18 protein-coding genes are annotated in these 18817 nt (G+C 70.7%); 15 read left to right on the top strand and 3 right to left on the bottom strand.

What is annotated here, in order from left to right; genetic code table 11:
• Positions 1–113 precede the first annotated feature (113 nt).
• From PKE85_RS10210 to alr, 5 genes are all read left to right on the top strand, one after another.
• A complete protein-coding gene (locus tag PKE85_RS10210; RefSeq protein WP_271204638.1) occupies positions 114–1067 on the top strand; it encodes a DUF2232 domain-containing protein in 954 nt (317 codons plus the stop codon).
• Positions 1068–1113: 46 nt separating this feature from the next.
• Positions 1114–1713 carry a 50S ribosomal protein L9 gene (rplI, locus tag PKE85_RS10205; RefSeq protein WP_271204637.1) on the top strand — a complete coding sequence of 200 codons (600 nt, stop codon included), beginning with the start codon at positions 1114–1116 and terminating at the stop codon, positions 1711–1713.
• 162 nt (positions 1714–1875) lie between these two features.
• Positions 1876–2508, top strand: a complete 633-nt coding sequence (locus PKE85_RS10200; RefSeq protein ID WP_271204636.1) for a DsbA family protein — start codon at positions 1876–1878, stop codon at positions 2506–2508.
• Between the two features lie 176 nt (positions 2509–2684).
• Positions 2685–4175 (top strand): replicative DNA helicase, encoded by a 1491-nt coding sequence (locus PKE85_RS10195; RefSeq protein WP_271204635.1) that lies wholly within the window; start codon positions 2685–2687, stop codon positions 4173–4175.
• A 22-nt stretch (positions 4176–4197) separates the two neighbouring features.
• On the top strand, positions 4198–5337 hold the full coding sequence (alr, locus tag PKE85_RS10190; protein ID WP_271204634.1) for an alanine racemase: 1140 nt from the start codon (positions 4198–4200) through the stop codon (positions 5335–5337).
• 264 nt (positions 5338–5601) lie between these two features.
• On the opposite strand, the gene PKE85_RS10185 is transcribed toward alr, so the two are convergent.
• From PKE85_RS10185 to PKE85_RS10175, 3 genes are all read right to left on the bottom strand, one after another.
• Positions 5602–5958, bottom strand: coding sequence for a DUF6481 family protein (locus PKE85_RS10185; RefSeq protein WP_271204633.1), 357 nt, complete (start codon positions 5956–5958; stop codon positions 5602–5604).
• 163 nt (positions 5959–6121) lie between these two features.
• Complete coding sequence (locus PKE85_RS10180; RefSeq protein WP_271204632.1) at positions 6122–6424, bottom strand: hypothetical protein; 303 nt, start codon at positions 6422–6424, stop codon at positions 6122–6124.
• Positions 6425–6578: 154 nt separating this feature from the next.
• Positions 6579–7394 (bottom strand): cell wall hydrolase, encoded by an 816-nt coding sequence (locus tag PKE85_RS10175; protein ID WP_428981341.1) that lies wholly within the window; start codon positions 7392–7394, stop codon positions 6579–6581.
• Between the two features lie 329 nt (positions 7395–7723).
• On the opposite strand from PKE85_RS10175, the gene PKE85_RS10170 reads away from it, so the two are divergent.
• From PKE85_RS10170 to PKE85_RS10125, 10 genes are all read left to right on the top strand, one after another.
• Positions 7724–10285: an HWE histidine kinase domain-containing protein gene (locus tag PKE85_RS10170; protein ID WP_271204631.1), complete on the top strand. Its 2562-nt coding sequence runs from the start codon at positions 7724–7726 to the stop codon at positions 10283–10285.
• Positions 10286–10335: 50 nt separating this feature from the next.
• Entirely contained in the window at positions 10336–10884 is a 549-nt protein-coding gene (locus PKE85_RS10165; protein ID WP_271204630.1) for a sigma-70 family RNA polymerase sigma factor, read from the top strand.
• Positions 10868–11686: an anti-sigma factor family protein gene (locus tag PKE85_RS10160; RefSeq protein WP_271204629.1), complete on the top strand. Its 819-nt coding sequence runs from the start codon at positions 10868–10870 to the stop codon at positions 11684–11686. Before PKE85_RS10165 ends, PKE85_RS10160 begins: the two co-directional genes overlap by 17 nt.
• On the top strand, positions 11683–11880 hold the full coding sequence (locus tag PKE85_RS10155) for a hypothetical protein (RefSeq protein ID WP_271204628.1): 198 nt from the start codon (positions 11683–11685) through the stop codon (positions 11878–11880). The genes PKE85_RS10160 and PKE85_RS10155 overlap by 4 nt, the downstream gene beginning before the upstream one ends.
• A gap of 95 nt (positions 11881–11975) precedes the next feature.
• Positions 11976–13667, top strand: coding sequence for a Na/Pi cotransporter family protein (locus PKE85_RS10150; RefSeq protein WP_271204627.1), 1692 nt, complete (start codon positions 11976–11978; stop codon positions 13665–13667).
• 167 nt (positions 13668–13834) lie between these two features.
• On the top strand, positions 13835–14392 hold the full coding sequence (locus PKE85_RS10145; RefSeq protein ID WP_271204626.1) for a hypothetical protein: 558 nt from the start codon (positions 13835–13837) through the stop codon (positions 14390–14392).
• A 73-nt stretch (positions 14393–14465) separates the two neighbouring features.
• On the top strand, positions 14466–15236 hold the full coding sequence (locus PKE85_RS10140) for a dienelactone hydrolase family protein (protein ID WP_271204625.1): 771 nt from the start codon (positions 14466–14468) through the stop codon (positions 15234–15236).
• 403 nt (positions 15237–15639) lie between these two features.
• Complete coding sequence (locus PKE85_RS10135; RefSeq protein ID WP_271204624.1) at positions 15640–16353, top strand: SIMPL domain-containing protein; 714 nt, start codon at positions 15640–15642, stop codon at positions 16351–16353.
• A 146-nt stretch (positions 16354–16499) separates the two neighbouring features.
• Positions 16500–17840, top strand: coding sequence for a methyl-accepting chemotaxis protein (locus tag PKE85_RS10130; protein WP_271204623.1), 1341 nt, complete (start codon positions 16500–16502; stop codon positions 17838–17840).
• Between the two features lie 139 nt (positions 17841–17979).
• Positions 17980–18675, top strand: a complete 696-nt coding sequence (locus PKE85_RS10125) for a response regulator transcription factor (protein ID WP_271204622.1) — start codon at positions 17980–17982, stop codon at positions 18673–18675.
• The last annotated feature ends 142 nt before the right edge of the window (positions 18676–18817 follow it).

Genomic DNA, 18817 nt, shown 5'->3' with positions numbered 1-18817 from the left:
GAAGCCGTCTTCCAGTGATCCGAAGCGCCGTTCCGACGGCGCCGTTGGGCCGGGCCCGAAGACCCCGCCCTAACCGCTCAGGCGCCCTCGCCCGCGGGACAGCAGGACGACCGATGACGAACGCGCCCCTCTTGCTTGTAGGCTTCTGCGCCGGACTTGCGTCCGCGCTGCTCTACGCCTCGGCCGCGTCCGGCTCCGTCCTCGCCATCTTCCTGTTCTACATCGCCCCGCTGCCGATCCTGATCGCGGGCATCGGCTGGCGCCACCACGCCGGCCTGATCGGCGCCGTCGTGGCCGCGCTGGCGCTCGGCGTCGCGCTCGGGCCCACCGGCGGCCTGTTCCACGCCGTCGCAGTGGGCCTGCCGGCCTGGTGGCTCGCCTATCTGGCGCTGCTGGCGCGCCCCGGCGCGACCGAGAGCCAGACCGAATGGTACCCCGTCGGCCGGCTGGTGCTGTGGACCGCCGTCATCGGCGCGCTGCTGGTGACGCTGTCGATTCCCATGGTCGGGACCTCGCTCGACGAGTATCGCGGCGCGCTGAAGGCCCTGTTCGGCCGGGTGTTCGAGACCGCGCCGGCCACGCCCGGCCTGCCCGAGGGCGAGGACCGCGCCCGGCTGTTCGACCTGATGGCGGCGCTGCTGCCGATCATGGCGGCGCTGCTGTGGACGGTGTCGTCGCTGGTCAACCTCTGGCTCGCCGGCCGCATCACCCGCGCCTCCGGCCGGCTCATCCGGCCGTGGCCGGATCTGTCGGCCATGACCTTCCCGCGCACCGCCTCCTACGGCTTCTTCGCCGCCATGCTGGGCTCGTTCCTGCCGGATCTGGCGGGGCTGGTGGCGGAGCTGTTCGCGACCACGCTGCTGGTGGCCTTCACCCTGCTCGGCCTCGCGGTGGTGCACGTCACCACCCGCGCCATGCCGACGCGCGGGCTCATCCTCTTCGGCGTCTACGCCCTGCTGCTGATCCAGCCCTGGGTCGGCGTGTTCCTCGCCGCCCTCGGCCTTGCGGAGCAGAGCATCGGCGTGCGCAAGCGCTTCGGCGGTCCGCCGGCAGCGCCCACGCCCTGACGCCGCGCTTCATCCCGATCCACGCTCAAACACACGGAGAACTCCCATGCAGGTCATCCTTCTCGAACGCATCGCCAAGCTCGGCCAGATGGGCGACGAGGTGCGCGTGCGCGACGGCTACGCCCGCAACTTCCTGCTGCCCAACCACAAGGCGCTCCGCGCCAACGAGGCGAACCGCAAGAAGTTCGAGAGCCAGCGCGCCCAGCTCGAGGCCCGCAACCTCGAGCTCAAGAACGAGGCCGAGGCCGTCGGCTCCAAGCTCGACGGCGTGTCGGTGATCCTCGTCCGCCAGGCGGGCGAGACCGGCCAGCTCTACGGTTCGGTGTCGGCCCGCGACGTGGCCGAGGCGCTGACCGCCGAGGGCTTCACGGTGGCCCGCAACCAGGTGGTGCTGCACGTGCCGATCAAGACCATCGGCCTGCACAAGGTGCCGGTGCGCCTGCACCCGGAAGTCGAGGTCTTCGTCGAGATCAACGTCGCCCGCTCCGAGGCCGAGGCCGTGCGCCAGGCCGAGGGCGAGGACCTCACCGTGCGTGAGGAAGGCCCGGCCTTCGAGACCTTCTCCGAGGACGACGAGGACGACCGCCGCGACCGTCGCGACCGGGACGAGGCTCCGTCCGACGAGGCCGAGGACGACGCCCGCTGATCGGCGGACGCAACCTCAACTCTTCAGGAAACGCCCGGCCTCGCGCCGGGCGTTTTCGTTTTCACCGACTGTTGATGCGTCGCCCCTTGAGCGCGACCCGCGGCGGGCGCTTAAGCTCCGCCGGCCCGCGGTCCTTCCGCCCGCGCCGGAGCCTTGACGCCCATGCCCCTGTTCACCCGCCGCGACCTCATGCTGCTCGCCGCCGCCTCGGCGCTTGCGGGCGCGAGCCCGGCCCTCGCCCAGACCGAGGCGGAGAAAGCGCTGGCCCAGTCCGGCCCACTGCCGGAGAACTCCTTCGGCGCCGCGCAGGCGCCGGTCACGGTGATCGAATACGCATCGCTCACCTGCCACCGCTGCCGCGACTTCCACCTCAAGACCTGGCCGGCGGTGAAGGCCAAATATGTGGACACGGGCAAGATCCAGTTCGTGTTCCGGGAGTTCCCGCTCAACGCCCTCGACGCCGGCGGCTTCATGCTGGCGCGCTGCGCGGGCGAGAAGGGCTGGCACGGCGTGGTGGACATGCTCTACCGCTCCGACGAGGCTTGGGCCCACGCGCCCGATCCGCTGGAGGGCCTGCGCGGCCTGATGCGCCAGTTCGGCATGGGCGCGGAGCAGGTGAACGCCTGCCTCGCCGACCAGAGCCTGCTCGACGGCGTCAACGCGGTGGCCCGGCGCGGCGTCGCCGCGGGCGTCACCGGCACGCCCACCTTCTTCATCAACGGCCGCAAAGCCGCCGGCATGATGACCGTCGACGAGTTCTCGGCGCTGATCGACCCGCTGCTCGCGGCGCGCTGACGCCGGCCGCCCCGAGTCGGCCCGCAAGTCAACGGACTCGCCCGGCTCGTGTTTTTGGCCTGTGGGAATCGGGGGCGACGCCGGATCGCGGCGTTTCCGGTCCCGGTTCGTTCTCGCAGGGCGCACGGGCGTGTTAGGCTTGCGCGCAACCCGTCGCAGCCGAAGACCCGTCCGCCATGGCCCTCGCCGATTCCCTCGCCCGCCGCCTCATCGACCCCGAGCCGCAGTACCGGCAGGCCCCCTCCAACGTGGAGGTGGAGCAGGCGCTGCTGGGCGCGCTGCTGGTGAACAACGACGCCTTCTGGCGCGTCTCGGACTTTCTGGAGGCCGCGCATTTCCACGAGGGGCTGCACCAGCGCATCTACGAGATCGTGGCGAGCCTGGTGCGGGCCGGCAAGGCGGCGACGCCGGTCACCATCAAGACCTTCCTGCCGGTGGAGATCGACCTCGGCGGCATGACCGTGCCGCAGTATCTCGCTCGCCTCGCGGCCGAGGCCACCACCGTCATCAACGCCGAGGACTACGGCCGCACCATCTACGACCTCGCCATCCGCCGCTCGCTGATCGGCATCGGCGAGGAGCTGGTGAACGAGGCCTACGACGCCGGCGTGGACGCCTCCCCCCGCGGCCAGATCGAGGACGCGGAGCGCAAGCTGTTCGCCCTCGCCGAGACCGGCCGCTACGACGGCGGCTTCCAGCCGTTCTCCCAGGCGCTCGCCACCGCCGTGGACATGGCCGCCAAGGCCTACAAGCGCGACGGCGGCCTGTCCGGCATCGCCACCGGCCTCGACGACCTGGACCGGCTGATGGGCGGACTTCAGGCCTCGGACCTGATCATCCTCGCGGGCCGCCCCGGCATGGGCAAGACCTCGCTCGTCACCAACATCGCCTACAACGTCGCCCAGGCCTACAAGGGCGAGACCCTGCCCGACGGCCGGGTGGAGACGGTGAACGGCGGCGTGGTCGGCTTCTTCTCGCTGGAAATGTCGGCCGAACAGCTCGCCACCCGCATCATCGCCGAGCAGGCCTCGATCTCGTCGTCCAAGATCCGCCGCGGCGACATTCTGGAGAGCGACTTTTTCAAGCTCACCGAGGCGGTGGCGGAGATGCAGCGCGTGCCGCTGTTCATCGACGAAACCGGCGGCATCTCCATCGCCCAGCTCGCCGCCCGCGCGCGGCGCCTGAAGCGCTCCAAAGGCCTCGACGTGATGGTGGTGGACTATCTGCAGCTGCTCTCCGCCTCCGCCAAGAAGGGCGAGAACCGGGTGCAGGAGCTGACCGAGATCACCACCGGCCTGAAGGCGCTGGCGAAGGAGCTCGCGGTGCCGATCATCGCCCTGTCCCAGCTCTCCCGCCAGGTGGAGAGCCGCGAGGACAAGCGGCCCCAGCTCTCGGACCTGCGCGAATCCGGCTCCATCGAGCAGGACGCCGACGTGGTGCTGTTCGTGTTCCGCGAAGAGTATTACGTGAAGAACAAGAAGCCGCGCGAAGGCACGCCGGAGTTCGACCAGTGGTTCACGGAGATGGAGAACGTGGCGGGCAAGGCCGAGGTCATCATCGGCAAGCAGCGTCACGGTCCCACCGGCACCGTGCTGCTGCAGTTCGAGGCCGAGTTCACCCGCTTCGGCAATCTGGCCCAGCCCGACCATCTGCCGGAGCAGATGTGAGCCGCCGCATGGCGGGGCGGCCGTGAGCGCTTCGTTTCCCGGCGCGCGGCTGACCATCGACCTCGGCGCCATCGCGCGCAACTGGCGGACGCTGGCGGCGCTCGACCCGTCCTCGGAATGCGCCGCCGTGGTGAAGGCCGACGCCTACGGCCTCGGCGCGGCCGAGGTGGTTCCAGCGTTGCGCGCTGCGGGCGCGCGCACCTTCTTCGTCGCCCATCTGAGCGAGGCGCGGGTGGTCCGCGCCGCGGCGCCGGACGCTGTGATCTACGTGCTCAACGGCCTGCCGCCGGGCGCGGCCGACGCCTTCGCCGCGCTCGACGCCCGCCCCGTGCTGGGCTCGACCGAGGAGGTCCTCGAATGGGCCGCCTTCCGCGCCGCGACCGGCGCCGCGACGGAGGCCGCGCTGCATCTCGACACCGGCATGACGCGGCTCGGGCTCACGCCGGACGAGGCGCGTGCGGTCCTGTCCCGGCCGCCGTTCCGTCCGGCGCTGGTGATGAGCCACCTCGCCTGCGCCGACGAGCCCGACCGGCCCGAGACCGAGCGCCAGCGCGCGCTGTTCGCCGAACTCTCCGCGCTTGCGCCCGACGCTCCGGCCAGCCTCGCCAACTCCGCCGGAACGCTGCTTGGCGCGACCTCCGGCGGCGGACTCGGCTTCGCCCTGCGCCGGCCAGGCGTGGCGCTCTACGGCTCGAACCCGATCGTCGGCCGGCCCGCGCCGCTCAGCCCGGTCGTCACCCTCGAGGCCCATGTGGTCCAGGTCCGCGAGGCGGAGGGCGGAACCGCGGTGGGCTATGGCGGCGCCGAGCGGCTGACGCGGCGTTCCCGGCTCGCGATCCTGTCGCTCGGCTACGCCGACGGCGTGTTCCGGGCGGCCGGCTCCGCCGACGGCGCGCCCGGCGCGGTCGCCGCCTTCAACGGCGCGTTCTGCGCCTATGTGGGCCGCATCTCCATGGACCTGATCGCCATCGACGTCACCGCCCTCCCCGACCCGCCCCGGCGCGGCGAGGTCGTGGAAATTCTCGGTCCGCGTGTGACGGTCGACGACCTAGCTCGCGCCAGCGGCACCATCGGTTACGAGGTGCTGACCGCGCTCGGCCCCCGCTTCGCACGGCGGCACGTGGGGTGTGGAGACGGCGCCCTGTTCCGCTCCGGAATCTGAGCCAGGCGCCGAGCGCGAAAGGAAGCCGTCCCGCGCGAGTAAGACAGATCAGCCGCGAACCTCGGAACGCGGGTTGGCCTGCAATCTCCCATCAGCGAGGTTCTGAGATCGGGACCGGGGCGGACCGGAGACGGCCAAAGAAAAAGCGCCGAGCGGAACTCGGCGCTTCGGGTCACGATCTATCGTGACGGCGTCGGCGCGATCCTGGCGGGACAAAAGCCAACGCCAAACGCGCGACGCGGGGCTTCCGCGTTCGGACGGCGATCAGGCCCGGCGGCGGATGTCGCCGACCACGGAGGCGAGAGCGCGCGCGGCCATGAAGGTGGAAGACTTGCGGCGTGCGGCTTCGGTCGCAGCGGCGGCCTCGGCGCGCAGGCGCTCCTCCTCCGCCTTGCGGGCGGCGATCTCTTCCTGAATGCGACGCTCTTCCTCTTCCTGGATGCGGCGCGCTTCAGCCTTCACCCGCTCACGCTCCGCCCGCGCATCCGCGATGGCCTTGCGCTCAGCGGCTCGCTTCTGAGCTTCCGGGTCCTCGGCCGCAGACTTGAACTTAGCGAGAAGCTGCTTCTTAGCTTCCAGAGAGGATTTGCGGCGGGACTCGAGGCTGTCGTCAATCGGCATGTGCGGCGGGCACCTTTGCTTATGGTTTCGGGAGCGCCCAGCACATAGGGGCCGGCGCGCCCAAATACAATTGCATTCTGCGCGAAACAGGCGCCCGAAAACGCAAAGGCCGCGCCCTGTGGCGCGCGCGCCGCGCTTAAGCGGCGACGCGCGCGGAGCGCCTTTATGGGTTCACGCGGATGGTGACCCCCGGACGGGGCGCCGGACGATAGTGCGGGCGGTCGCGGTAGACGCGGCGCTCGCGATAGACCGGCCGTCGCGTGTCGGTGCAGGTGCGGGTCCGGACCATGCGGACGGTTCCGTTCGGGCGCACCACCCGGCGCACGACCGTGCGACAGGCCACATCGGTCACGACCACGGGCGCGGCCAGCGGCGTCGCCGGAACCAGATAGGTGGCCGCGCCGGCGGGGACCGCGGCCAGGCCAAGCCCGAGGGCGAAGCCGCAGGAAAGCAGAACCGTCTTCATGAGCGTATCCTCACATGCGCGGACCGGATGACGCGACTGAGGGGCGATCCCGATCCGCAACCCCACGCGCCTGAAACGCGCGCGGACGTCGCGCCCTGCGGTCAGGACGCCAGAAATCGGAGCTTCGGCGCGCTTTTCCGCCGGGGGCGTCGGATCAGCGCCGCAGTTCGGCGAAGCCGGGCAAGGGCGCGGCTTCGGTCGCCTGCGCTGTGCCCACCGCGATCGGCCCATCCACGGACGCGGTGGGCTGGGCGAAGGCGAGCGCCGTCGTCGAGGGAGCGGGAACAGGGATCGGCGCAGACGCGGCGGTCGGCGGAAGCGGGGCGACGGTCGGCGACGATGCGCCGACCGCCGGCGCGGCGGCCCGAAGCTGATGCTCCGGCGCCAGTGAGGCGATCATGATGGGCTTGGCCGCGGCGGTCGGATCAACCTTTGCGAAGGCCAGGGCCAGGGCGCGCGAACGGGCGTTGGCGCGGGCGTCGGCGACGGTGGTCACGCTGCGCTTCTCGTAAAAGGCGTTGCCGCCCGCCACCAGAACGTAATGCATGTTCGGGTAGGGGAAGCGCAGGCCCGCGGTGTGGAAGAACATAGCGTTGCGAACGCCCGCATGGCGCTTGCCGGAGAGCACCGCATCGGCGTTCCGGCGCGCGCGCTCGGCGCCGGAGTCGGTCATGGAGCGGGTCATCACGCCCGGCGCGAACTGACCTTTCTGGGCCACCACATCGCAGAAGGTGGGGCCGTAGCGGCCGGACTTCACCCGGTTCGCCACCACGGTGCCGACGGCGAGCATGCCGTCGTCGCTGCCGCGATGGGACTCGAAATACATCGCCCGGGCGAGGCATTCGCGGTCTGCGGCGGAGTGGCTGACCTTCACGATCGGAGCCGTTTTCGGCTGTTGCGCGCAGGCGGCGAGCGACATGGCGGCGCCCGTGGCGACAGCGAAACGAACGACGAGCCTATCCGTCTTCACGGCGGGCGGTCCCCCTGTTCTCAGTCTTTTCGCCAATCCCCCGACGGGCGGCGTCATCACGGTTAATGGAGGCGAACTTCGTTAGCAAATGGTTAATGGGGTATCCCGCTGCGGCTGCGGAACACCCTTCGCGCGGCGGTGGGTGGGGGGCGGCGACCGCGCAGCGGACGTGGGCTGGTCCGTCCGGAGACCGTTTTCTTGGCGCGAGGCCGCCCTATCTGCCCCTCAAGACCTAAGGTATCCGGCGTCGCACGGACCGCCTGGACCATCATTCTGGGGTGACCTATGGCGCCTCGACAAAGGGAAGCGCCCTCGCTCGTCACCGCCCAATGACCTATCCCTACAGCGTCGATCTCACCAACTGCGATCGGGAGCCGATCCACATTCCGGGCAGCATCCAGCCCCACGGCTGCCTGCTCGCCTGCGACGCGGCGGCGGGCGTGGTGCTGCGACGCTCGGAGAACGCCGAAGAGATGCTCAGCCTCCGCGGCGAGGCCATCGGCCGTCCCCTGGAGGACGTGATCGGCCCCGAGGCCGCGCACACGGTGCGCAATGCGCTCGCCGCCGCGGCGGACGCGTCCCGCCCGGCGCTCGCCTTCGACGTCGCCGTCCACGGTCGCGCGTTCGACGTGGCCGTCCACCGCTTCAAGGGCGTGTCCATCGCCGAGTTCGAGCCGGCCGCAGCCGAGACCCGGCAGCCGCTGGAGCTGTCGCGCATGCTGATCGGCCGCATCCGCGAGGCGGACGCCCCGGAGCGGCTCGTCGCCTCGGCGGCGCGGCTGGTGCGGGCCATCGCCGGCTACGACCGGGTGATGATCTACCACATGGAGGCGGACGGCTCCGGACGGGTCGTGGCGGAAGCCAAGCGCCCGGACCTCGAAAGCTTTTACGGACAGTATTTTCCGGCCGGCGACATCCCGCAGCAGGCGCGCGCGCTCTACCTGCGCAACACCATCCGCGTGATCTCGGACGCGTCGGGAGCCCGCTCTCCGCTTGTCCCGATGCTGGACGCCTCCGGCGAGCCGTTGGACCTGTCCTTCGCGCATCTGCGCAGCGTGTCGCCGATCCATTGCGAGTATCTGCGCAACATGGGCGTCGCGGCGTCCATGTCGATCTCCATCATCGTCGGCGGCGAATTGTGGGGCCTCATCGCCTGTCATCATTATTCGCCGCGGGTGCTGCCGATGCCCGAGCGGGTGGCGGCGGAAATGTTCGGCGAGTTCTTCTCGCTGACGCTTGAGGCGCTGAAGCACAAGCGCAAGCTCAGCACCGCAGCGGACGCCCGCCGCGCATTGGACGGCGTGTTGCGTCTCGCCTCTCATCATCAGGACGTAGGCGCCGCAGTGCGCGAGAGCCTCGCGTCCATCGCCCGCCTGGTTCCCTGCGACGGCGTCGGGCTCTGGATGAACGGAGAATGGACGGCGGAGGGGTCTACGCCGCCCCGCGACGCGGTGGCGCGGCTTGTGGCGCTGGCGGCCGAGGCGGGAGAGGGCGCGATCTACGCGTCGCATTGCCTGACGCAGGTCGTTCCCGGCGCGGAAGACTTCAGCGCCGAGGCCGCGGGCGCCATGGCGGTTCCGCTGTCCCAGCGGCCGCGCGATTATCTGTTCTTCTTCCGCAAGGAGCTGGTGCAGACGCTCGACTGGGCGGGAAACCCCGACAAGATCTACTCCACCGGCCCGCTCGGCGACCGGCTGACCCCGCGCAAGAGTTTCGACATCTGGAAGGAGACGGTGCGGCTTCAGGCCCGGCCGTGGTCCGAGGCGGACCGCGAAACCGCAGAGGCGGCGCGCTCGGCGCTGGTGGAGATCGCGCTGCGCCACAGCGAGCTGCTGCAGGACGAACGCAACAAGGCCGACGTGCGCCAGCGCATGCTGAACGAAGAACTGAACCACCGGGTCAAGAACATCCTCGCGATCATCAAATCGCTGGTGGGACGTCCGGCCGCGGACGGGCAGGAGCTGGCCGATTACGTCACGTCGCTGAAGGGCCGCATCCAGGCGTTGGCTTTCGCCCATGATCAGGTGGTGCGGGGCGACGGCGGCGGTCGGCTTTCGGCGCTGGTGGCGGCCGAAGTGTCTCCCTATCGCGAGCCCGCCGCCCAGATCGTCTGCAGCGGCGACGACATCTGGCTCGATGCGCGCGCCTTTTCGGTGATGGCGCTGGTGCTGCACGAGCTCTCCACCAACGCCGCCAAATATGGCGCCCTCTCCCGGAGCGGGGGACGGCTCGACGTGTCGTGGCGGCGGACGGAGACCGGCGACTGCGAAATCCTGTGGCGGGAATCCGGCGGCCCGGCGGTGGCGCCGCCCACCCGCGAAGGCTTCGGCACCGTGCTGGTGGACCGCAGCATTCCTTACGATCTCGGCGGCGAAAGCGACGTGCGCTATCTGCCGGACGGGGTGCAGGCGCGCCTGCTGCTTCCATCCCGCCATGTGTCGTCGGCGGAAGGCCGCGGGGCGATGCGGGACGGGCCGGCCTCCGTGCGCGTCGCCGCTCCCGCGCTTCCCGCCGAGACGACCCTGAGCGACCTGTCGGTGCTTCTGGTCGAGGACCAGCTCCTGATCGCCATGAACGTGGAGGAGCTGCTCGCGAAGCGCGGAGCGCTGTCCATCTCCACGAGCGCATCGGCTGCGGAGGCCCTGCGCAAGCTCGAGACTTTCCGGCCGGACGTGGCGGTGCTCGACGTCAATCTGGGCGCCGGCACCTCGCTGCCGGTGGCCGAAGCGCTGGCGCTGCGGGGCGTGCCGTTCATCTTCGCCACGGGGTATGGCGACCGGTCGATGATCCCGCCGGATTTTTCCCACGTGCCGGTGGTGCGCAAGCCCTATGAGGCCGACGCGCTGATCGCCGCGATCCTCCGCGCGTGGAGACCCGACGGGGCGGAATAAAAAATGACGCCGGCAGGGATGAAGCGGCCCTCCTGCTCCGTATGCCCGGCATGACACGCGCTTCCGCGGACTTCGACGTGATCGGCGAACTGCCTGTTCTCAGGCGGTACGCGCTCGCGCTGACGCGGGATCCGTCGGACGCGGAGGATCTGGTGCAGGACGCGCTGGTGCGCGCCTACGACCGCCGCGCCGCCTTCGACGTGACGCGCGACCTTCGCGCCTGGCTGCTCGCCATCCTGCACAACGTCTTCGTGGACGGCGTCCGCAGCCGACGGGCGGAGCTGATCCGCATCGCCGCGGCGGGCGAGGTCGCACACACCCATGAGCCGCCGGCTCAGGAGCACTCCATCCGCCTCGCCGAGGTGCGGGCGCGCTTCCGGGCGCTGCCCGAAGACCAGCGCGCGGCGCTGCATCTCGTCGCGGTTGAAGGCCTGTCCTACGCCGACGCCGCGGCGGTGGTCGGCGCGCCGGTCGGCACGCTGATGTCGCGTCTCGCCCGCGCGCGGGAGACGCTCCGACGCCACGACGCCGGAGAGGCGCGTCCGCGCCCCGGCGCCCATCTTCGCATTGTGAGAGGAACCGATGGTCACGACGGCTGAGCCGATCCTCGACGCGGAAATCGACGCCTATGTGGACGGGCAGATGGACCTCGACCGCCGGATCGAGATCGAAGCTCTGCTGGCGCGGAACCCGCCGCTTGCGAGCCGGGTGATGGACGCGCTGCGCCTGAGGGACGAATTGCGCGCGGCGTTCGGCGGCGAACCCGAAATCCCGCCCGCTCCGCTGGTTCGGAAGCGCACCGAACGGCTTGCCCGTCGGCTGCAGGGCTCGCGGTCGCGGACGCGCATGGTGGTCGGGCTGAAGCGGGCGGCGGCCGCGGCTCTGCTGGTGGGCGCCGGCTGGGCGGCGAACGCGGCGCTCGGCCCGCTGCTGATCGGCACGGTGTTCGCCTATCCCCAGGCCCCGGCCTATGTGTCGGACGCGGTCATGTCCCATCGCACCGCTCTGCTGCGGGCGGGCATGCGCTCGCAGGTGGAGACGCCGGAGTTCGACCGCGACGAGGTGCGCGCCGCCACGGCCATCGTGGTGCCGAAGCTGCCCCGGGACTGGAAGGTGCTCGACGCGCAGGTGTTCCCGTCCAAATACGGACCGAGCCTGCAGATGGCGATCGAGACGCCCGACCTGGGTCTGATCTCGTTCTACGCCGTGCGGCCCGGCGTGTTCGACATGGAGGCGCCGGTGGTGCGCGCCATGGAAGGGGCGCAGGCCGCCTACTGGCAGGTGGCCGATGTCGCCTACACCCTCGTCGCCCAGCACCGCGGCGAGGAACTTCTGGCGCGCGCCCAGCGTTTCGCCGGAAAGCTCGATCCCTACAAGACCAAGCCGGGGGCGCGGCCGTGACGTTGCTCGAGGACATCCGTTCCGCCTACGCTTCAGGCCGGCTCGGCGATCTGCTGGAACGCGAGGTCGCGCTCGCCGCCGCCGGCGTCGAAGCGCCGCGTCGCGGAGCGCTCGCCCGCATGTGCCGCCCGGCGCGTCCGGCCAACCAGAACGACCATGCGGCGTCTCGCGTCGCGGTTCCGCAAGGGCGCTGACGCGCCCGGCGCCCACGTCATAAATGTGAATGCAAAGTTAAAGTACGTCTCCCCCTGACGCGCCGGTCCCGCCGGCGATCGGGGGGAAGGCTTACATGGACATCTTCAAGGACATCATCGTTCCGGTGATCGGCGGCCTCGGCATCTTCATGCTGGGGCTGGAGTTCATGTCGAACGGCATTCAGGCGCTGGCGGTGAACCGCATGCGCTCCGTGCTCGGCCGGGTGGCGGGCACGCCCATCAAGGGCCTCGCCGCCGGCACGCTCATCACCGGCGTCATCCAGTCCTCCACCGCCATGACCGTGATGGTGGTCGGCCTCGTCAACGCCGGCGTGATGGGCCTGCGCCCCGCGATCAGCGTGATCATGGGCGCCAACATCGGCACCACGCTGACCAACACGCTGATCGCGCTGCCGCTTGGCCTCTACGGCCTGCTGGTGGCGGGCTTCGCGGCGCTGGTCTACGTGTTCGCCAAGAAGGACTCGGTCCGCAACGTCGCGCTCGCCCTCATGGGCTTCGCGCTGATCTTCTACGGCCTCTCCATGATGACCGGCGGCCTCAAGCCGCTGCGCAACATTCCCGAGGTGATGGACGTCATCTCGACCCTGAACGCCGACACCTATGGCGGCATCCTGCGCTGCGTCGTCACCGCCGCCCTGATCACGGCGATGATCCACTCCTCCTCCGCCACCATCGGCATCGTCATGGGCCTCGGCGCCTCGGGCGTGCTCGACTGGCAGACCGCGCTCGCCTTCTCGCTCGGCGCCGACCTCGGCACCACCATCACCTCCTTCATCGCCTCGCTGAACCTGTCGAAGAACGCCAAGCGCGCGGCCTACGCCCACATCTCGTTCAACTTCATCGGCGTGGCGGTGATGCTGCCGCTGTTCCCGCTGGCCTGCCAGCTTCTGGTCTACTTCATCGGCGACCCCGGCGCGCCGTCCACCGCGCCCAACGGCGAGGTCACCTATCCGCTGGTGCCGATCGCGGTCGGCGTCTATTCGACCGTGTTCAACATCTTCAACACCGCGCTGCTGTTCCCCTTCATCGGCATGTTCGAGCGGGTGCTGTCGCGGGTCGGCGCGTCCGCCGTCGACGACATCGAGGATTACAGCCAGCCGAAGTTCCTCGATCCGCGCCACGACGGCGCGTTGTCCACGGGCCTGCCCGCGGTGCAGGCCGAGACCGGGCGCTACCTCCAGGCGGCCTCCCGCTTCATCGACATCGCCCGCGGCGCCAAGGACGCCCCGGACGACGTGGAGGAGCACGCCGCGGCCATGGACATCCTGAACCGGGAGATCCGGCGCTACACCTCCGCCATGTTCCGGCCCGATCTGGGCTACGGCCGCAGCGACCTGCTGGCGAGCCTGATCGAGGAGGAGGACTTCACCGCGAGCCTCGGCGAAACGCTCCACCAGATCGCCCGCCGGGTGAAGCGCGAGCCATTCTCCGCCGCCGGGCGCGAGATCGTCGACGCCATGCTCGCCCGCGTGGAGGCCGCCATGGCGCCTCTCCTCGCCGCCCGCGAGGACGCCGGCCGCTCCGCGGCGCTCGGCGCCGGCGAGGCCTTCCTGCTGGCGATGCGGGAAAAGGCGCTGCGGGCGACCACGGACATCGAATGGTCGGAGCGCGGCGCCATCCTGGCCCTGCTCGGCAGCGCCGAGCGCGCGCTCTTCCTCATCGACCGCATCGACGCCGAGCGCCGCTCGGTGACCCGCGCCTCGCCGGACGAGACCCCGAAGGCGGAGCCCGCCCCGATCGGCGGCGTGGCGAGCGCCCACCCCTGACGACGGGCGGACGCGCTTGAGAAACCCGGCTCACGTCCGGGTTTCTCCGTTTCGACGCGGCGGCGGCGCGTCCTTCGTCGTGGGGCGCATTGCGCGGGCGCGGGCCGTCGCTAGACTGCCGCGCCAAGGGCGTCGGACGGCGGCGCAGGCGTATCGTGGAGCACCTGATGGCGGTCCGATTCTTGCGCGTGAGCGTTCTGGCCGCAGGCGTCCTGCTGTGCGCGCCGGCGCTGGCGGAGCCCGCGCGCGACGAGGCCACCGGTCTCGCCGTCGATCCGCCTCCCGGCTACGCCGCTCATCGCACCGACGCCGGTCAGCGCTACGCCGCTGCGTTCGACATCCGCAAGCCCGACCCGTCAGAGCCCGGCTGCCGGGTCGGCTTCCAGGAAAGCCCGCAGAACGCCGGCCTGACCCAGGACCAGATCAACGCCTTCACCGCCAAGAAGGAGTGGAACGACCTGATCCGGGCGACGCTTGCGCTCTATTACGACGTGGTGAGCGTGGAGCCGTTCGAGCAGGGAGGCCTCGCCGGCGCGGCGGTGGTGGGCGACATCAAGCCGGCGGAAGGCCAGCCGCCCGCCAATGCGAACGCCCGTTCCTATTTCGTGCTGCTGGACACGCCGCGCGGGCGAACCACCGTGGTCTGCGTGACGGCGAAGGAGCAGTTCGACCAGCACCGCGCCGAGTTCGAGGCGGTGGCGCGCTCGGTCCAGCCGCCGCGCTGACGGCTCCGTGACGGCGCTCCGGCCCGCGGGTCGTGTAGGCTGGCCCTCACTCATGCGCATGCGAGGATTCGCGATGACCGTCTCAGCACCGCGCCGTGACGGCGTGTCCGATCCTGTCCGGAGCCCCGATCGCCGAAGCGTGCTCGCGGCGGCGCTCGGGTTCTGCGCTTTGGGCGCCGTCGCCGCGGGCGCGGCGGTGGTCTCGCCCGACGACCGACGGCTGGAGACCGAGCGGGTCACTGCGGAGCAGGCGGGCGTCGCCGGCCTGATCGCGCGGGGAAAAACCGAGACCAAGCGGCCGGCGGTGCTGATCCTGCCCGACGTCGACGGCCTCACGCCGCACCGCGAGGACGTGGCGCGCCGGCTGGCGGTCGCGGGTTTTCTGGTGCTTGCGGTGGAGACCCCACCCGCTGACGGCGACGAAGCGCTCGGCCGCGCCGTGGCCTATCTCGCCCATCATCTGGAGTCCAAGGGCGACGTAGGCGTGTTCGGCTTCGGCGCGGGCGCCGACGGAGCCCTGCGGCTCGCGGCGCTGACGCAGGTGAAGGCCGTGGTCGCCTATGACGGGCGCGGAAGCGAGGCGGTGGCGGAGCGGGCGGAGGCCCCGCTTCAACTGCACTACGCCGGGCTGGACGACGCCGTGACCGCCACGATCCCGGCCTTCAAGAAGGCCCTGGAGGCGGAGGAGAAGACCTTCGAGCTGTTCCTTTACGAAGGCGCGGCCCATGGCTTCGAGGACGCGGACAAGCCGGAAGCCTACGCCCGGCGCCCCGCCGAGCTGGCCTGGGACCGCGCCATCGCCTTCCTGGAAAGCCGGCTGGGCACGGCGCCGCCGGTGCGCTGAAAAAATCCGTAAAAAAACGGATGGGGCGGGAACCGAACCTCCGGCCCCGCGTTTGTTGGCTGAAAGCTCGCAACGAGCCTTCCAAAAGGCCACCGGCCCCCCCGACCGGCGCGCCTTGCGCAGAGGCGGAACCGCTCCCCCCGAGGCGGTTCCGCCTTTTCTTTTTTCCATCCCGGCATTGTCTTGATGCGGACCGCTTGCGGCCCTCCATCGCTTGCCTTCTCCGGCGTCTCAATGACGTCGGGAGCGGAAACGGCCTCCGCCCCGCCGCGAGGCGCGTTCAGACACCATGCCGCGCCGGCGCCCCATCAGGGACGCAATCCTTGGTATGGATAGCGCCACCCGCCGGACGCCTCCAACGTGTGCGCCCGGCCGCCATGTCACCGGCCTCAAGGAGCGCGCCATGCGTCTTTCCCATCTCGTTCTCGCCGCCGCCGCGGCCGGCGTTCTGGCGACAGGGGCGGCGCGGGCGGAACCACGGGGAGAGCGGCCGTTCCATCTCACCCTCACCGGCGAGGGCGTCGCGACCGCCGCGCCGGACGTCGCCATCATCACCACCGGCGTGGTGACGCGCGCCCCGAACGCCGGCGACGCGCTGCGCGCCAACGCCGAGGCCATGACCAAGGTGTTCGCCACGATCAGGGACGCCAAGATCGCCGACCGGGATTTCGGCACCTCCGGGCTCACCGTCCAGCCGCAATACGATTATGGCGACGGCCGCCCGCCGGTGCTGACCGGCTATGAGGTGCGCAACGCCGTCACCATCCGCGCGCGCGACATCGACAAGCTCGGCGGGCTGCTCGATTCGATCGTCGCCTCCGGCTCGAACCAGATCGAGGGCCTCGCCTTCGAGGTGTCGGACCGCGACGCCAAAATGGACGAGGCGCGCCGCGCGGCGGTGGCCGACGCCAAGCGCAAGGCGGAGCTTTACGCCACCAGCGCCGGCGTCACCCTCGGCAAGGTCGAATTCATCCAGGAGAACGATGCGCCCCAGGGCATCGTGCGCCCTTACGCCATGCGCGCGGCGGCCAAGGACGCCGCCGCGCCCACGCCGATCGCCCGCGGGGAGCAGGACATCCGGGCGGAGGTCACGATGCGCTGGTCCATCCAGCCCTGACGCCGAATTCACATTCGCCGAATGTCCTAAATCGCTTCAAAAAGGTTGCGCGGTGACCGGACGTTAAGGTCGCCGCGCAACAATCGCCTCGTCATTGGCGGCCAGCACGCAAGAAGGCTGCGCCCGGAGAGCCTGACGAGGACATCATGACTTTCGGTTTTGGCCGCTTCGCTTCGAACGCAAAGGCCGCGGCCGCCCAGCCCGCCCCTGCGGCGGAACGGGAGTTCGATCACTCCGCCATCGTGGCGGCGCTCGACGCCATGAAGCGCGGCGCGACGCCGTCCGCGTGGCCCGAAGGCGCTTCCGGCGCCGCGCTGGAGGCGTTCTCCGCCGCCCAGCAGGCGCGCGGACTCGACGATCTCAACGTCATGGTCGGGCTCGCCACCAGCGCATCGGGAACCGCGATCTCGGTCGGCTGGGTCACCCACGACGTGCGTCAGGTGGCGGAAAGCACCTCCACCATCGCCGGCGCGGTCGAAGAGCTGGCGAGCTCCATCGCCGAACTGTCCTCCACCAGCCGCGTCGGCGCGGACGACGCGCTCGCGGTGCGCGAGGAGACCCGCCTCTGCGTCGACGAGATGCGCGGCGCCGCCGGCTCCATGACCGTCATCAGCGACCGGGTCTCCGCCATCGCCCAGCGCATCGACGTGCTGGAGGACGCCGTGCGCCAGATCGCCGAAATGGCCGGGGCCATCGAGGCCATCTCCAGCCAGACCAACCTGCTCGCCCTGAACGCGACCATCGAAGCCGCCCGCGCGGGCGAAGCCGGCCGCGGCTTCGCGGTGGTGGCGAACGAGGTGAAGTCGCTGTCCGGGCAGACCGCCAAGGCCACCGAGCAGATCCGCGCCCGCATCGCCACGCTGACCGAGGAGACCGACGCCATCAAGCGCGCCACCGGCGAGAGCGCCGAAGCGGTCGCGGCCGGCGACGCCACCATCCGCATGGCCGGGCAGAAGGTCGAAGGCGTCGGCGAGCGGGTGTCGATCATCACCAACCACATGAACGCGCTCGCGGAGGTGCTGGGGCAGCAGCGGGCCGCCACCAACGAGATCGCCGAAAACGTCAGCCGCATCGCCGAGACCGCCCGCAAGACCCGCGGCGAGATCGACCAGGCGCTGGAGCAGCTGGTGTCCGCCGAGACCACGGCGCTGAACGGCGTCGACGCCGCCGGCGAGCGCGGCCTGCCGCGCTACGACCTCGCCCGCCTGCCGGCCGACGCCGAAGCCATGCGCCGCCGCCTCGCCGGCGCGCTCGTCGGCCTGACGCCGCCGCTGACGGACGTGGACGGCTTCGGCAGGCGCCTCGACGTGATCCGCGGCCAGGGCCGCGCCGCCGACGAGGCCATCGCCGCGCGTGACGCGGTGCGCCGCGAGGCCGGGCAGATGATGCAGCACATCCAGGCGCAGGACTGGGACGCCGCCTCCGCCGCCTTCCAGCGCAGCGAAGGCCATCTCAAGGAGCTGTCCCGGATCGCGGGACGCCGCTGACGCCTGCGCGGGCCGCCGGGAGGGCTGTCCGGCCCGGCTTCGCCTTTCGCACGGATTGATCCCGGTCATCGGCCATGGTTTCGGGCGTCATGTCCGCCGTCGTTCGGAGACGTCGGTCGCTGATGAGGCCTGAAGCGGGATGACCTCCGTCGTCGTGATCGAAATCGGCGGCCTGCGCGGCTATCTCGCCACCGCGCTCGACGCGGAAGGCTTTGCGGCCCGCACCTTTGAGACCCTGCCGGAGACCGGCGCGGCCGAGATCGTCCTGATCGCGGCGCCCGCCGCCGACGCGCGGGTGTTCGCGGAGCTGGCGGCGCTCCGCGTCCGGGCGCCGGACGCGATCGCGGTGGTCGCCACCGACGCCGACGTCCTCGCGGAGCGGCTCGCCTGCTACGAGGCTGGCGCCGACGCCTGCTTCCATCGCCCGTTCCATTTGTCGGAGCTCGCCGCCAAGTTGCGCGCCCTGCTGCGCCGCCGGGGCGGCGGCGCCATGGCGCTCATCACCGGCGGCGACGCCGTGCTCGACCATCGGGGGCTTGAACTGAAGGTCGGCGACCGCCGGCAGGACCTCACCCGCCGCGAGACGGAGCTTCTGGCGCTGCTGGCGCGCGCCAACGGGGCGCTGGTGGACCGGGAAAGCGTGCTTCGGGAGGCCTGGGGCGCGCCGAGCTCCATGACCCACAATTCGGTCGACGTCTATGTGGGCTACGTGCGGCGCAAGCTCGCGAAGCTCGGCTCGGACGTGACGGTGCGCACCGTGCGCGGCGCGGGCTTCCATCTGGTCCGCAGGCCCGCGCCTGCGCCGGCCCGAAGCGCGGCCGCGATTAGGAAATAATGAAATAATAATCTATATCGGCGCCAGGTTCGCCTTCCGCCTCATGTCCCTATGTTCCACATGATCGTGAGAATTTTCTCACGAACTAGTCTTGGCTTGTCTGTAACGTTTCCATCCAACGGCTGGCGATAAAGACCAAGGC

Source organism: Methylopila jiangsuensis (assembly GCF_027922305.1).
Lineage (GTDB): Bacteria > Pseudomonadota > Alphaproteobacteria > Rhizobiales > Methylopilaceae > Methylopila > Methylopila jiangsuensis.
The sequence above is the reverse complement of the archived record's forward strand: the minus strand, read 5'-3'. Positions and strand labels throughout refer to the sequence as shown.